Source organism: Agrobacterium sp. 719_389 (genome assembly GCF_900188475.1).
GTDB classification, from domain to species: domain Bacteria; phylum Pseudomonadota; class Alphaproteobacteria; order Rhizobiales; family Rhizobiaceae; genus Agrobacterium; species Agrobacterium radiobacter.
Genome location: NZ_FYEM01000004.1, coordinates 104,133 through 118,953, shown reverse-complemented (window position 1 = coordinate 118,953; position 14,821 = coordinate 104,133). Strand labels below are relative to the sequence as shown.

At 60.0% G+C, this 14,821-nt stretch carries 17 protein-coding genes; 14 read left to right on the top strand and 3 right to left on the bottom strand.

Annotated features, from left to right (window positions below; genetic code table 11):
* Nucleotides 1-45: 45 nt before the first annotated feature.
* Together CFB10_RS09430 and hemC are read right to left on the bottom strand one after the other, a co-directional pair.
* The gene (locus CFB10_RS09430) at nt 46-786 is read right to left on the bottom strand and encodes a uroporphyrinogen-III synthase (protein ID WP_020010862.1); all 741 of its coding nucleotides are present in this window, start codon (nt 784-786) and stop codon (nt 46-48) included.
* Between the two features lie 4 nt (nt 787-790).
* Entirely contained in the window at nt 791-1,720 is a 930-nt protein-coding gene (hemC, locus tag CFB10_RS09425) for a hydroxymethylbilane synthase (RefSeq protein WP_020010863.1), read from the bottom strand.
* Between the two features lie 73 nt (nt 1,721-1,793).
* Here hemC and tsaD point away from each other — a divergent pair, with 73 nt between their 5' ends.
* From tsaD to CFB10_RS09400, 5 genes are all read left to right on the top strand, one after another.
* Nucleotides 1,794-2,891: a tRNA (adenosine(37)-N6)-threonylcarbamoyltransferase complex transferase subunit TsaD gene (gene tsaD / locus CFB10_RS09420; protein ID WP_020010864.1), complete on the top strand. Its 1,098-nt coding sequence runs from the start codon at nt 1,794-1,796 to the stop codon at nt 2,889-2,891.
* The gene (locus tag CFB10_RS09415) at nt 2,891-3,874 is read left to right on the top strand and encodes an NAD(P)H-dependent glycerol-3-phosphate dehydrogenase (RefSeq protein ID WP_020010865.1); all 984 of its coding nucleotides are present in this window, start codon (nt 2,891-2,893) and stop codon (nt 3,872-3,874) included. The genes tsaD and CFB10_RS09415 overlap by 1 nt, the downstream gene beginning before the upstream one ends.
* Nucleotides 3,875-3,963: 89 nt before the next feature.
* Nucleotides 3,964-4,257, top strand: a complete 294-nt coding sequence (locus CFB10_RS09410; protein ID WP_003504994.1) for a YciI-like protein — start codon at nt 3,964-3,966, stop codon at nt 4,255-4,257.
* 6 nt (nt 4,258-4,263) lie between these two features.
* Entirely contained in the window at nt 4,264-4,707 is a 444-nt protein-coding gene (locus CFB10_RS09405) for an EVE domain-containing protein (protein ID WP_003504993.1), read from the top strand.
* 7 nt (nt 4,708-4,714) lie between these two features.
* The gene (locus CFB10_RS09400; RefSeq protein ID WP_020010866.1) at nt 4,715-5,359 is read left to right on the top strand and encodes a methyltransferase; all 645 of its coding nucleotides are present in this window, start codon (nt 4,715-4,717) and stop codon (nt 5,357-5,359) included.
* Nucleotides 5,360-5,413: 54 nt separating this feature from the next.
* Here CFB10_RS09400 and CFB10_RS09395 read toward each other — a convergent pair whose 3' ends face one another.
* Nucleotides 5,414-5,794, bottom strand: a complete 381-nt coding sequence (locus CFB10_RS09395) for a hypothetical protein (protein ID WP_026363762.1) — start codon at nt 5,792-5,794, stop codon at nt 5,414-5,416.
* 306 nt (nt 5,795-6,100) lie between these two features.
* Between CFB10_RS09395 and sdhC the strand changes: the two genes are divergently transcribed.
* The 9 genes from sdhC (at nt 6,101) to sucD (ending at nt 14,820) form a co-directional block, all read left to right on the top strand.
* On the top strand, nt 6,101-6,493 hold the full coding sequence (gene sdhC / locus CFB10_RS09390; protein ID WP_020010868.1) for a succinate dehydrogenase, cytochrome b556 subunit: 393 nt from the start codon (nt 6,101-6,103) through the stop codon (nt 6,491-6,493).
* Nucleotides 6,494-6,504: 11 nt separating this feature from the next.
* A complete protein-coding gene (gene sdhD / locus CFB10_RS09385) occupies nt 6,505-6,885 on the top strand; it encodes a succinate dehydrogenase, hydrophobic membrane anchor protein (protein ID WP_020010869.1) in 381 nt (126 codons plus the stop codon).
* A gap of 7 nt (nt 6,886-6,892) precedes the next feature.
* Nucleotides 6,893-8,734 (top strand): succinate dehydrogenase flavoprotein subunit, encoded by a 1,842-nt coding sequence (gene sdhA, locus CFB10_RS09380; protein ID WP_020010870.1) that lies wholly within the window; start codon nt 6,893-6,895, stop codon nt 8,732-8,734.
* Nucleotides 8,735-8,749: 15 nt separating this feature from the next.
* Nucleotides 8,750-9,529: a succinate dehydrogenase iron-sulfur subunit gene (locus CFB10_RS09375; protein WP_003504987.1), complete on the top strand. Its 780-nt coding sequence runs from the start codon at nt 8,750-8,752 to the stop codon at nt 9,527-9,529.
* A 205-nt stretch (nt 9,530-9,734) separates the two neighbouring features.
* Entirely contained in the window at nt 9,735-10,277 is a 543-nt protein-coding gene (locus CFB10_RS09370) for a protease inhibitor Inh/omp19 family protein (protein WP_003504986.1), read from the top strand.
* A gap of 92 nt (nt 10,278-10,369) precedes the next feature.
* The gene (gene zapE / locus CFB10_RS09365) at nt 10,370-11,533 is read left to right on the top strand and encodes a cell division protein ZapE (protein ID WP_020010871.1); all 1,164 of its coding nucleotides are present in this window, start codon (nt 10,370-10,372) and stop codon (nt 11,531-11,533) included.
* Between the two features lie 178 nt (nt 11,534-11,711).
* Complete coding sequence (gene mdh / locus CFB10_RS09360; protein ID WP_003504984.1) at nt 11,712-12,674, top strand: malate dehydrogenase; 963 nt, start codon at nt 11,712-11,714, stop codon at nt 12,672-12,674.
* A gap of 31 nt (nt 12,675-12,705) precedes the next feature.
* Nucleotides 12,706-13,899, top strand: coding sequence for an ADP-forming succinate--CoA ligase subunit beta (sucC, locus tag CFB10_RS09355; RefSeq protein ID WP_020010873.1), 1,194 nt, complete (start codon nt 12,706-12,708; stop codon nt 13,897-13,899).
* Between the two features lie 18 nt (nt 13,900-13,917).
* Nucleotides 13,918-14,820: a succinate--CoA ligase subunit alpha gene (sucD, locus tag CFB10_RS09350; protein WP_003504982.1), complete on the top strand. Its 903-nt coding sequence runs from the start codon at nt 13,918-13,920 to the stop codon at nt 14,818-14,820.
* Nucleotide 14,821: the final 1 nt, after the last annotated feature.

Sequence of the window (14,821 nt, the reverse complement as noted above, 5' to 3'; positions counted from 1 at the left end):
TAAACCTAGTCAGTGACGGCGGCAAAGGAAAGAGGCGAGCTCGAATTAGGTTCCAGAGTTAGGGTGCAGAAGTTCGAACATCGCTGCCTCGCTCGGTTCTCTGGCGGCGATGGCGTCTGCTCGAAAGATTTCCGGAACCAGAGAAAGCACCTTTTGGCTGATGCAGATGAATTGTGTCCCAGCCAGCGCTGCCGCGTATCTGTCCGTTGATGCATGGCTGAAAAAGGCCCGCGCCGCTTCCGAGGAATAGAGCAGGACCACATCGGCAGCGTTTTCGACAAGCGCCGTCTGGAGCATGCTTTCGGAGATATCCGAGGGCAGCATCTCGTAACAGTCGATCACCCTGAAGGGAATGCCTGCGATGGCAAGGCCCTCCTCGAAGACGGATCCACGGGGCCTGCCGGCGAGATAGAGCAGGGGCTGTCCTTCGGAAAGAAGTGCGCGGCGCTGCGTTACGAGAGCAATCAGACCCAGGGCGTCTCCGGAGGCGATGAATATTTGCGTGAAGCCGGCTTTTTTCGCCGCTTCCGCCGTTGTTGCGCCGACGGCGAAAAGCGGTTTTGACAGATGCGGGGCCAGCCGGTCCCTTGATGTTTCCAGTGCCCGCAATGCCTCGGCACTGGTCACCGCAATCGCCGCCAGCGGGCCGGACAGCGCCGAGATGGCGCGCTCGCCATGATGGGCTGGATGAAACAGCGGCAGAAGCACCGGCTCGTGGCCGAGCGCCTTGAGCTTTGCGGCCGTCCTTTCGCCCGAACGTTGCGGCCGGGTGACGACGATCCGCATTGGCTCAGTTCCAGCCTTCGAAGAAATTGCTGCCCGCCTTGGCGCGCACCTCTTCGCCGGCCTGTCGGCCAAGCTTTGCCGCATCTTTGCGGTTGCCTGACATTTCTATGTTGTGGCTCGTCTGGCCATCCGGGGTGAGGATCAAGCCGGAAAAATAGAGTTCCTCGCCCTCGCAGGTGGCGTAACCGGCAATCGGCGTGCGACAGGAGCCGTCGAGTGCGGCCAGGAAGGCGCGCTCGCAGGTCACCGCATCGTAAGTGGGCCTGTCGTTTATGGGGGCAAGCAGCTCGTCCATGCGGGTGTCACCGATGCGGCTCTCCACACCGATTGCGCCCTGCGCCGGAGCAGGGGGGAACTCCTTCGGGTCGAGAATCTCCGTCGGAACATTGTCCTTGCCGAGCCGCTTCAGGCCGGCAAAGGCAAGCAGCGTCGCATCCGCCTGGCCTTCTTCGAGCTTGCGCAGACGCGTATCGACCTGACCGCGAAAGATGATGACGCTCAAATCCGGTCGCAGGCGGCGGATCAGCGCCTGGCGGCGCAGGGATGCGGAGCCGACCACGGCGCCCTGCGGCAGCTCCAGCAGCTTCGGCGCGGTGCGGCCGATGAAGGCATCACGCACGTCTTCCCGCGGCAGGAAGGCGGACAGATAGAGGCCTTCGGGTAAAAGGGTCGGCATGTCCTTGGAGGAATGCACGGCCATATCGAGTTCGCCGGACAGAAGCTGGCTTTCCAGCTCCTCGGTAAACAGGCCCTTACCGCCGATTTCCGACAAAGCGCGATCAGTTATCCGGTCGCCCTTGGTGGATAGCACGACGATTTCGAACATGTCTTCCGGCAGACCATGCGCCGCCATCAGCCGGTTGCGCGTCTCGTAAGCCTGCGCGAGCGCCAGCGGGCTGCCGCGCGTGCCGATTCGGAAAGGTTTTGTTTGCATCCGCGTCTATCCATTGTTACCGGAGTTGTCTTAGACCAACTCAGCGCATGATCGCAATGAACGAACAGATTTGATGACCCCCTTTCTTCGTATCCTCGGCATAGAGACAAGCTGTGACGAAACCGCTGCATCCATTGTGGTTCGGCATGCGGACGGGCGCGGCGAGATCGTGTCCGATGTCGTTTTGTCGCAGCTGGAGGAACACAGCGCCTATGGCGGCGTGGTGCCGGAAATTGCCGCGCGCGCCCATGTCGAGGCGCTTGATACGCTGGTGGAGGAAGCGCTGGAGCAGGCAGGCGTGACCCTTGCCGATGTCGACGCCATCGCCGCCACCTCCGGTCCCGGCCTGATCGGTGGTCTGCTGGTGGGGCTGATGACGGGCAAGGCCATCGCCAAGGCGGCCGGCAAGCCGCTTTACGCCATCAACCATCTGGAGGGCCACGCGCTGACGGCGCGCCTCACCGACGGTTTGTCTTTTCCCTATCTGATGCTGCTGGTTTCCGGCGGCCATACACAGCTGGTGCTGGTGCGTGGCGTTGGCGAATATGAGCGCTGGGGCACCACCATCGATGACGCGCTGGGTGAAGCCTTTGACAAGACCGCGAAACTTCTGGGCCTGCCCTATCCCGGCGGTCCTGCGGTCGAGAAGGCGGCGGCGAAGGGGGATCCCAACCGCTTTCCGCTGCCGCGCCCGATGGTCGGCGAAGCACGGCTCGATTTTTCCTTTTCCGGCCTGAAGACAGCGGTGCGGCAGGCGGCGACCGCCATCGCGCCGCTTTCGAAGCAGGATATTGCCGATATTTGCGCCTCCTTCCAGAATGCGGTGTCGCGCACTCTCAAGGATCGCATCGGCCGTGGCCTTGCGCGTTTCCGGCAGGAGTTTCCGCAGCTGGAGACCCAGCCTGCGCTGGTAGTTGCCGGTGGTGTCGCCGCCAACAAGGAAATCCGCCAGACCCTGCAGTCGCTTTGCGATATCAATGGCTTTCGCTTTGTCGCGCCGCCGCACCGGCTCTGCACTGACAATGCTGCGATGATCGCCTGGGCCGGACTGGAGCGAATGGCGGACGGCCGAGCATCCGATCCGCTGGAAATTCCGCCGCGCTCGCGCTGGCCGCTGGATGGCAGCGCGGAGACATTGATCGGTTTCGGTAAGAGGGGAGCCAAGGCCTGATGCAGCGGGAAAAAATCGTCGTCATCGGCGCCGGCGCCTTCGGAACCGCGCTTGCCGTCGTCATCGCGCTGGAAAACCGGCATGATGTGACCCTGCTCGGCCGCGATCCGTCCCTGATGGCTGACCTCAGGAGCGATCGCGTGCACGAGGCGGCCCTGCCGGGTGTCGACCTGCTGGATGCACTTGAATTTTCTGCCGAGCCCGATGTGCTTGTCGGTGCCAGCATTGTGCTCTTTGCCATGCCGTCTCAGGCCCATGCCGATGCGGCCCGCCACTATGGTCCTTATCTGGCTAATGACTCTATCATTGTCACCTGCGCCAAGGGCATCGACCGTAGTTCCGGCCGTTTGCTGACGGAACTTCTGGAAGCGGAACTGCCGCATCATCCGATTGCGGTTCTGTCCGGTCCGGGCTTCGCGGCCGATATTGCTCGCGGCTTGCCGACGGCCATGGCGATTGCGGCGGAAGATGCTGCCGTCGCCGAACGGCTGGCGACCACGATTTCCGGCAGAACCTTCCGGCTTTATGCCTCCACCGATCGCATCGGCGTGCAGCTTGGCGGGGCGCTGAAGAACGTTCTTGCCATTGCCGCCGGCATTGTCGAAGGCGCAGGCCTTGGCGATTCCGCCCGGGCGGCGCTGATTTCGCGCGGGCTTGCTGAAATGTCGCGTCTCATCGTCGCCATGGGCGGCAAGGCGGATACGGTGCGCGGCCTCTCGGGCCTCGGCGATCTGGTGCTGACCGCCACAAGCCATCAGTCGCGGAACCTGCGTTTCGGCATCGCGCTCGGCCGAGGCGAGGGCAAGGATATGTCCAGCGGGCTGGTGGAGGGCGCTTTTGCGGCTGCCGTCGCCGCCCGGCTGGGAGAAAGTCACGCTGTCGACATGCCGGTTACCGAAGCGGTGGCCGCCATCATTGACGGCAATCTGGATGTGGCGAGCGCCATGCAACAATTGATGACACGGCCGATCACCACCGAATGAGGGTGGGGCGGTCGAATAATATTTTACGCATGTCCTGGTCCCAAAACCGCTGACATTTTTGGGAGACATGCTCCAGCGAGGAGACGAAAATGCTGTTTGCCTTTATCTGCAAGGACAAGCCCGGCCATCTGAATGTGCGCATGGAAACGCGCCCGGCGCATCTGGAACATCTGAACAGGCTGAATGCCGAGGGCACGTTGAAGATCGCCGGTCCGTTTCTTGATGCCGAAGGCAAGCCGAATGGCAGCCTCGTCATCGTGGAAGCTGCCGATATCGATGCGGCCAAAGCGCTTGCCGATGCCGATCCCTATGCCAAGGCCGGCCTGTTCGAAAGCGTTGATGTGAAGCCCTATAATTGGGTCTTCAACAATCCGGGAGCGTGACCGGACATGGCGAATTACTGGCTTTATAAGTCCGAGCCGTTCAAATGGTCCTGGGAAATGCAGAAGGCGAAGGGCGAGGCCGGCGAAGAATGGACCGGCGTGCGCAACTATCAGGCCCGCAACAACATGCGGGCGATGAAGATCGGCGACAAGGGTTTCTTCTATCACTCCAATGAAGGGCTGGATGTCGTCGGCATTGTCGAAGTCTGTGCGCTGTCGCATCCGGACTCGACCGCTGAAGGCGATCTGAAGTGGGATTGCGTCGATATCCGCGCCGTTTGCGATATGCCGCAGCCGGTTTCGCTGAAGGATGTGAAGGCCAATCCCAAGCTGGAAAAGATGTCTCTCGTCACCTCCATGCGGCTTTCCGTGCAGCCGGTGACGGAGGAGGAATATCTTGAGGTTTGCCGCATGGGCAACCTCGCCAATCCACCGAAATCACCGGACTGATGCTTCGGTGAGGACCGATCCCGAACGCTTCATTCTCGACAACACCGGCATCATGCGCCCGCCGCATGTGCCGGAATTGCGTCTTCATCTTGCTACGGAGGCTCATGAACTGTGGCTGAAGGCGGAGGAGGAGCTGGAAGCGATCGGCCTGCCGCCGCCCTTCTGGGCCTTCGCCTGGGCCGGCGGGCAGGGGCTTGCCCGCTATGTTCTCGATCATCCCGACAGCGTCTCCGGCAGGCGCGTGCTGGATTTCGCCAGCGGCTCCGGCCTTGTCGCCATCGCCGCGGCAAAGGCGGGCGCCAGCGCGGTTCTGGCGGCCGATATCGATCCGTGGACAGAGACCGCCATTCGGCTGAATGCGGCTCTCAATGGGGTGGACATTGCCTTCACCGGACTTGATCTGGTCGGGAAGCCGGTCGCTGCGGATGTTCTGCTGGCCGGCGACGTGTTTTACGATCGCGCCTTTGCCGATCTTCTCGTGCCGTGGTTTCTGGAACTGACGGAAAAGGGCGTGAGCGTGCTCGTCGGCGATCCGGGGCGGGCCTATTTGCCCAAAGAGCGGCTCCGCGCGGAGGCGACCTATCAGGTGCCGGTGACGCGGGCGCTGGAAGACAGCGAAGTGAAGAAAACCACGGTGTGGCGTTTCATCTGATCAGCACAGCGCAAATTTGCAGTAAAACCGTTTCATGCTTTTGCCGGAAATGCTTTAGGGCCGGATGATGCAGACGCCATGTTCATAGGCGCAGGCGTCGTCAGCGGTTTCAGCGCGGACATTGATGATTTTCGCCTTTGGCGCAAGCTGCGAGCCTTTTGTGAGCGTTGCGCCTTTCCGTGAAAGCCCGCCGCCAATCGCGAAGTAATTGCCATTGCCGCGAACGCGTAGCGCCGAGATCGCGCCCACATAAGTGCCACCTGAGAGAGTGGACGGCAGCCCGTCCGTTGAGAAGCTCACCTGCGATTGACGATGTTGATAGTGATGCTGATAATCACGGCGGCCATAATAATCGTCTGCCGCTGCCGGAGGCATTACGGTGAAAATGACGCCTGCGACCATCATGGTCAAAGCGGCGATTCGGCGCTGTAACATGAGCCTCATTCTCCGGATTTTCCTCATTAACAAAAGGTAAATTACACGATTCCTGAATTACGTAAAGGTAAATATTTTGAGGGCGTAAATCTTGGAAACGCTCGATTTTTTATTTTGACGCAAAAAAATTCCAAAAAAAATTCGTGAACCAATCGATTAAATTGGAATCGGCTATGAAATGTGCTTGTGGTGATGCTCCCATGTGATTAAACGTCGCGGTTGGTGCAATGCACATTCTTTCGTCATGTGCTGTTGCTTGGGGGCGTCCTGTCTGGTGGGCGCACGGGAAAACGCCGCGAGGTTCTGATGGCGAATGCGACTAATAACCGGCCTCTGTCGCCGCATCTTCAAATTTACAAGCCGATTCCGACGATGGTTGCTTCCATCGTGCACCGCATCACAGGCGGCGCGCTTTATTTCGGAACGCTTCTGGTCGCCTGGTGGCTGATCGCAATCGCCTCGGGTCCGGCCTATTACGACTGGGTCAACTGGGCGATGGGCACGATCATCGGCAGGCTCATCCTGATCGGATATACCTGGGCTCTTGTCCACCACATGCTGGGCGGCCTTCGCCACTTCATGTGGGATCTGGGCTACGGCTTCGAAAAGCACTTTACCACCAAGCTGGCGAAGGCCTCTTGGGTGGCGTCGATCTGTCTGACCGCGCTGATCTGGGTCATCGCCCTGATCGTGCGCTGAGGAGATTTTTCATGGATATGCGTACACCTCTCGGAAAGGTCCGCGGCCTCGGCTCCGCCAAGGAAGGCACCGACCATTTCTGGCGTCAGCGCGTGACTGCGGTCGCCAACGTTCCGCTGCTCCTGTTCTTTGTGGTCTTTCTCATTAAATATGCCGGCGCGCCCTATCCGGAAGTCGTCGCGGCGCTGTCGAACCCGCTCGTCGCGGTCATCATGGCTCTGGTGCTGGTCTCCGGCCTCATTCACATGAAGCTCGGCATGCAGGTCATCATCGAAGACTACGTTCACGCCGAGGTTTCGAAGCTCGTTCTTCTGATGCTCAATATGTTTTTCGCGATTTTGATTGGCGGTCTTTCCATCTTCGCCATTCTGAAAATCGCATTCGCAGGATAAGTCCGCCATGGCATCGATCAGTTCACCTTCCCAGAATGGCAAGGCCTACACCTATGTCGATCACTCCTACGACGTGATCGTGGTGGGCGCCGGTGGCGCGGGTCTGCGCGCAACGCTCGGCATGGCGGAACAGGGTTTCCGCACGGCCTGCATCACCAAGGTTTTCCCGACGCGCTCCCACACGGTTGCCGCGCAGGGCGGCATCGCCGCCTCGCTCACCAACATGACGCCCGACTGTTGGCAGTGGCACCTTTACGACACCGTAAAGGGCTCCGACTGGCTGGGTGACGTTGATGCGATGCAATATCTCGCCATGGAAGCGCCGAAGGCGGTCTATGAGCTTGAGCATTACGGCGTGCCTTTCTCGCGTAACGAAGAAGGCAAGATCTACCAGCGCCCCTTCGGTGGCCATATGCAGAATTACGGTGAAGGCCCGCCGGTGCAGCGCACCTGCGCCGCTGCTGACCGTACCGGCCACGCCATTCTGCACACGCTTTACGGTCAGTCGCTGCGCAACAATGCGGAATTCTTCATCGAATATTTCGCGCTCGACCTCATCATGTCTCCGGATGGCCGCTGCACCGGTGTTGTCGCCTGGAACCTCGATGACGGCACGATCCATCGTTTTGCCGCCAAGATGGTGGTTCTGGCGACCGGCGGTTACGGCCGCGCCTATTTCTCGGCGACATCCGCCCACACCTGCACCGGCGACGGCGGCGGCATGATTGCCCGCGCCGGCCTGCCGCTTCAGGACATGGAATTCGTGCAGTTCCACCCGACCGGTATTTACGGCGCAGGCTGCCTCATTACTGAGGGTGCGCGCGGCGAAGGCGGTTATCTCGTCAATTCCGAAGGCGAGCGCTTCATGGAGCGTTATGCGCCTTCCGCGAAGGACCTTGCCTCGCGTGACGTTGTCTCGCGCTGCATGACGATGGAAATCCGTGAAGGCCGCGGCGTCGGCAAGAACAAGGACCACATCTTCCTGCATCTCGACCACCTCGATCCGGCTATCCTGCACGAGCGTCTTCCGGGCATTTCCGAAAGCGCCAAGATTTTCGCCGGCGTCGATGTGACGCGCGAGCCGATCCCGGTTCTGCCGACCGTTCACTACAATATGGGCGGCATTCCGACCAACTATTGGGGTGAAGTGCTGAACGCCAACGCCGACAACCCGGAACGCATCGCGCCCGGCCTGATGGCTGTCGGCGAAGCCGGCTGCGCCTCGGTTCACGGCGCCAACCGCCTCGGCTCCAACTCTCTGATCGACCTCGTGGTCTTCGGCCGCGCCGCCGCGATCCGCGCCGCTCAGGTCATCAATCGTGACGAGGCTGTTCCCGCTCTCGATACGGCTGCCTGCGACAAGATCATGGAGCGCTTCAACGGCCTGCGTTATGCCAATGGCTCGACGCCGACGGCGGTGCTGCGCGACAAGATGCAGCGCGCCATGCAGGACGATGCGGCCGTGTTCCGCACGCAGGAGTCGCTGGAAAGCGGTTGCCAGCGTCTTTCCGCCATCTGGAAGGAACTGCCTGACGTCAAGGTTACCGATCGCTCGATGGTCTGGAACTCCGATCTGGTCGAGACACTCGAGCTGCAAAACCTGATGGCCAATGCGATCACCACGGTCTATGGCGCCGAAGCGCGCAAGGAGAGCCGCGGTTCGCACGCCCGCGAGGATTTTGTTGACGGTCCGTTCGCCGGTCGTGACGATGTGAACTGGCGCAAGCACACGCTTGCCTGGGTCAGCCCCGAAGGTGATGTCAAGCTCGACTACCGCCCTGTTCACACCGACCTGATCGCCGACGGCATCGATCCGAAAAAGATCGAGCCGAAGGCGCGCGTCTACTGATTTGAGGAACTGGATATGGTTGAACTAGCTCTCCCCAAGAATTCCCAGATCAGCGAAGGCAAGGTCTGGCCGAAGCCTGACGGCGCCAGGAACGTTCGCGAGTACCGGATCTACCGCTGGAACCCGGATGACGGCCAGAACCCGCGCATCGACACCTATTATATCGATGTCGACGATTGCGGGCCGATGGTTCTCGATGCGCTTCTTTACATCAAGAACAACATCGACCCGACACTGACGCTGCGCCGCTCCTGCCGTGAAGGCATCTGTGGTTCCTGCGCGATGAACATCGATGGCACCAATACTCTCGCCTGCACCAAGGGCATGGAAGAGATCAAGGGTACGGTAAAGGTCTATCCGCTGCCGCATATGCCTGTCGTGAAGGACCTCGTTCCCGATCTGTCGAATTTCTACGCCCAGCATCGCTCCATCGAACCCTGGCTGAAGACGGTTTCGCCGACGCCCGCCAAGGAATGGAAACAGAGCCATGAGGATCGCCTGAAGCTGGACGGTCTCTACGAGTGCATTCTGTGCGCCTGCTGCTCCACCTCCTGTCCCAGCTACTGGTGGAATGGCGACCGTTACCTAGGTCCCGCCGTTCTGCTGCAGGCCTATCGCTGGCTGATCGACAGCCGTGATGAAGCAACCGGTGAGCGTCTCGACAATCTCGAGGACCCGTTCCGCCTTTACCGCTGCCACACCATCATGAACTGCGCGCAGGCTTGCCCGAAGGGCTTGAACCCGGCCAAGGCGATCGCGGAAATCAAGAAGATGATGGTCGAGCGCCGCGTTTAAAGGCGATTCGCTGACGACAGAAAATCTAGCGGGCCGCGGTCTCGACCGTGGCCCTTTTTACAACCCGGCGTGGGAAAATTCGGTAAAAATCGACCGAAATGGTAATTATCCCGGCCATCGCTTGCGCAAGATAAGGCTTTGGTAATAATTCAGCCTTCTTGTTTGATCATGATCTTTCCGGAAGCGAGAGAATCGGGAGCTTGATATGCAATTCAGATATGTGGTGACGGGCCTTGCGGTTGTGATGACTCTCGCCGGTTGCCAACGTACCTCCTACGATTACAACAACAACACCAGCAACAATCCCGGTTATACGCCGCCTTTGCAGGCGCAGCCGGTGCCCTCCGTCCAGTCCGGCGCCCTGCCGCCGCCCGGTGGCGCCACCGGCAGCCAGTTCCCTTCGGCACCGGCCTCGGCGGCCCCTGGCGGAACCAATGTTGCTTCCGCCGCCCCGCCGGCAGCCGCACTTGACGTTACCAAGGAATCCATGGTCGGCAACTGGCGCGTTTCCAATGGCGGCGCCAATTGCGACATGTTCCTGACGCTCACCAATCTCGGCAGCGGCTCGCGTGGCGGCACGCGCGGTTGTGCGGGCGAGTTGACGGCGATGGGGTCCTGGGAAGTGTCCGGCAAGATGGTTCTCTTCAAGAACCGTTCGGGTGACACGATCGGCCGCGTCTACAAGAGCGCCGATGCGCGCTTTGACGGCACGACCAATAGCGGCCAGCCGCTCAGCCTCAGCCGATGAGTTTTTCCGGTGAAGCCGGAACGCTCTTTTCGCTCTAAGCCTGTTCATTCGTCGCGGGTGCCTTTGTGCGCCCGCGTCCGAGGCGTTTGTCCATGAAGCCTTTGCCTGATTACAATCATAGTGTCGTTGAACAGCTCAACGCATTGACGGCAGCTGGCACCTTGCAGGCCGATGCCGCCCAGCTAGGCGTGGCGGCGCATCTTGACCGTATTCTTGCCGATCTGAAGGCACGTAAGCCCGCCAAGAAAAAGAGCGCGCTCGGCTGGATGTTTGCGCGCAAGTCCGGGCCTACCGCCTCCGTCAAGGGATTGTATGTCTATGGCAGCGTCGGCCGTGGCAAGACGATGCTGATGGACATGTTCTACGAGATGGCGCCCGTCTCTTCCAAACGGCGGTGCCATTTTCATGAATTCATGGCGGATGTGCATAATCGTGTGCACGCGCATCGGCAGAAGCTGAAGAATGGCGAAACCAAACAGGCCGATCCCATTCCCCCCGTCGCGGCGGAGCTTCTGGCGGAAGCGGAGCTTTTATGCTTCGATGAATTCACAGTCACGGATATTGCCGATGCGATGATCCTCGCCCGGCTGTTCAGCGAACTCTTCGCCAATGGCTGCACATTGGTGACGACCTCGAACGTCGTGCCCGACAACCTCTACAAGGATGGTCTCAATCGGGGCCTTTTCCTGCCCTTCGTCGATCTGCTGAAGAAATATGTTGACGTGGTGACGCTGGACAGCCCCACCGACTACCGGATGGAGAAGCTGGAAAGCCTGCCGGTCTACGTTACGCCGCTTGATGGCTCGGCGGATCAGGCGATGGACATGGCCTGGCGGCATATGACCGGCGGTCATCTCGTTGCCCCAACGGAAATACCCATGAAGGGCCGCTCCATTCTGGTGCCGCGCGCCAGCGGCCGCGTGGCGCGCTTTTCCTTCTCGGACCTTTGCGAAAAGCCGCTTGGCGCTTCTGATTTTCTCGCCATAGCCAATCGTTTCGATACGGTCTTCATCGACCATATCCCGCTTCTCAATGCCGACAAGCGGAACGAAACCAAGCGTTTTATCATTCTCATAGATGCGCTGTACGATCACAGCGTCCGCCTTTTCGCCTCGGCTGCGGCCATGCCGGAAGACCTGCTCGGTAAACGCAAGGGAACCGAAGGTTTCGAGTTCGATCGTACCGCCTCGCGCCTGTTCGAGATGCGCAGTGCGGATTATCTGGCGCTTCATCACGAAAAGCGGCAGAAAGTTTGACACTTTCGTGACGTATTTTCTTACGTTTACGTAAGAAAATAATGATCTAAACGATTGAAAACATTCAGCACAAAAGAATCTGTTGCCAATTTTGGCTAATGGGGCTAATCGAAGTCCGACAATTTGGCTGCCGGTTTGGCGCGGTGAAATTGAATTGAAGCTCAAGAGGAAGCATTCGATGGCTCGCAAAAAGATTGCACTTATTGGTTCTGGCATGATCGGCGGCACGCTGGCGCATCTCGCCAGCCTGAAGGAACTGGGCGATATCGTCCTCTTCGACATTGCTGACGGCATCCCGCAGGGCAAGGGTCTGGATATTGCCCAGTCCGGCCCGGTTGAAGGCTTCAATGCAAAGCTCACCGGCGCTTCCGATTACGCCGCCATCGAAGGTGCTGACGTCTGCATCGTAACCGCCGGTGTTGCCCGCAAGCCCGGCATGAGCCGCGACGATCTTCTCGGCATCAACCTCAAGGTGATGGAACAGGTCGGCGCCGGCATCAAGAAATATGCCCCGAACGCTTTCGTCATCTGCATCACCAACCCGCTCGACGCCATGGTCTGGGCGCTGCAGAAGTTCTCCGGCCTGCCGAAGAACAAGGTCGTCGGCATGGCCGGCGTTCTCGACAGCGCCCGTTTCCGCCTGTTCCTCGCTGAAGAATTCAACGTTTCGGTCCAGGACGTCACCGCTTTCGTTCTCGGCGGTCACGGCGATACGATGGTGCCGCTCGCCCGTTATTCCACGGTTGGCGGCATTCCGCTGACCGATCTTGTCAAGATGGGCTGGCTGACGGCTGAGCGTCTTGAGCAGATCATCCAGCGCACCCGTGACGGCGGCGCGGAGATCGTCGGCCTCCTGAAGACCGGTTCGGCCTATTACGCGCCGGCTGCTTCGGCAATCGAAATGGCTGAATCCTACCTCAAGGACAAGAAGCGCGTCCTGCCCGCCGCTGCCCACCTCTCGGGTCAGTATGGCGTTGATGACATGTATGTCGGCGTTCCCACCATCATCGGCGCCGGCGGTATCGAGCGCATCATCGAGATCGAACTGAACAAGGAAGAAGAAGCCGCCTTCCAGAAATCCGTCGGCGCCGTCGCTGGTCTTTGCGAAGCCTGCGTCAACATCGCTCCGTCGCTGAAGTAATAGCCTAGCGGCTCCAAACAGGGATTATTCCATGAATATTCACGAATATCAGGCCAAGGCTCTTCTGAAGGGCTACGGCGCGCCGGTTGCTGAAGGCGTCGCCATTCTCAAGGTCGAAGAAGCCGAAGCTGCCGCAAAGCAGCTTCCCGGCCCGCTTTACGTCGTCAAGAGCCAGATTCACGCCGGCGGTCGCGGCAAGGGCAAGTTCAAGGAACTTGGCCCCGACGCCAAGGGCGGCGTTCGCCTGGCAAAGTCGATCGACGAAGTCGTTTCCCACGCCAAGGACATGCTCGGCAACACGCTGGTAACGGCGCAGACGGGCGACGCCGGCAAGCAGGTCAACCGCCTCTACATTGAAGACGGTGCGGACATTGCCCGCGAGCTTTACTGCTCTCTGCTGGTTGACCGTTCCGTCGGTCAGGTCGCTTTCGTGGTTTCCACCGAAGGCGGCATGGATATCGAGGCTGTCGCCCACGACACGCCCGAGAAGATCCACACCATCGCCATCAACCCGGAAAAGGGTGTGAGCGACGCCGATGTTGCCGCGATCTCCACGGCTCTCGAGCTTGATGGTGTTGCAGCCGAAGACGCCAAGGCGCTGTTCCCGATCCTCTACAAGGCCTTCAACGAGAAGGACATGGCTCTCCTCGAGGTCAACCCGCTGATCGTCATGGAAAATGGCCATCTGCGCGTTCTCGACGCCAAGATGTCCTTCGATGGCAACGCGCTGTTCCGCCATGACGACGTCAAGGCGCTGCGCGACGAGACCGAAGAAGACGCCAAGGAAATCGAAGCCTCCAAGTGGGACCTCGCTTACGTTGCGCTCGACGGCAACATCGGCTGCATGGTCAATGGCGCCGGTCTCGCCATGGCGACGATGGACATCATCAAGCTTTACGGCAAAGAGCCGGCTAACTTCTGCGACGTCGGCGGCGGCGCCGGCAAGGAGAAGGTTGCGGCAGCCTTCAAGATCATCACGGCTGACCCGAAGGTCGAGGGCATCCTCGTCAACATCTTCGGCGGCATCATGAAGTGCGACGTCATCGCCGAAGGCGTGATCGCAGCCGTCAAGGAAGTCGGTCTCAAGGTTCCGCTCGTCGTGCGCCTCGAAGGCACGAATGTCGAGCTTGGCAAGAAGATCCTCAACGAGTCCGGCCTTGCGATCACCGCGGCTGACGATCTCGACGATGCGGCGAAAAAGATCGTCGCAGCGGTGAACGGCTAATTTGAAGGACCGGATATAATGTCGATTCTCGTCAATAAAGACACCAAGGTCCTCGTACAGGGCCTGACCGGCAAGACCGGCACCTTCCACACCGAACAGGCGCTTGCCTATTACGGCACGCAGATGGTCGGCGGTATTCACCCGAAGAAGGGTGGCGAAACCTGGACCGGTTCCAAGGGTGAAAGCCTGCCGATCTTTGCAACGGTTGCCGAAGCCAAGGAAAAGACCGGTGCAGACGCATCCGTGATCTACGTTCCGCCGGCAGGTGCTGCGGACGCCATCATCGAAGCCATCGAGGCCGAGATCCCCTTCATCACCTGCATCACCGAAGGTATTCCGGTGATGGACATGGTGCGCGTCAAGGCTCGCCTCGACCGTTCGAAGTCGCGCCTGCTTGGCCCGAACTGCCCGGGCATCCTGACGCCGGAAGAGTGCAAAATCGGCATCATGCCGGGCTCCATCTTCCGCAAGGGTTCGGTCGGCATCGTTTCGCGTTCGGGCACGCTGACCTATGAGGCCGTGTTCCAGACCTCCAACGAAGGCCTCGGCCAGACCACGGCTGTCGGCATCGGCGGCGACCCGGTCAAGGGCACCGAGTTCATCGACGTGCTGGAAATGTTCCTCGCTGACGAAGCCACGCAGTCGATCATCATGATCGGCGAAATCGGCGGTTCGGCTGAAGAAGATGCGGCGCAGTTCCTGATCGACGAAGCCAAGAAGGGCCGCAAGAAGCCGATGGCCGGCTTCATCGCAGGCCGTACGGCTCCGAAGGGCCGCACCATGGGCCACGCCGGCGCTGTTGTTTCCGGCGGCAAGGGCGATGCGGAATCCAAGATCGCGGCCATGGAAGCGGCTGGCATCAAGGTTTCGCCTTCCCCGGCGCGCCTCGGCAAGACGCTGGTTGAAGTCCTCAAGGGCTGAG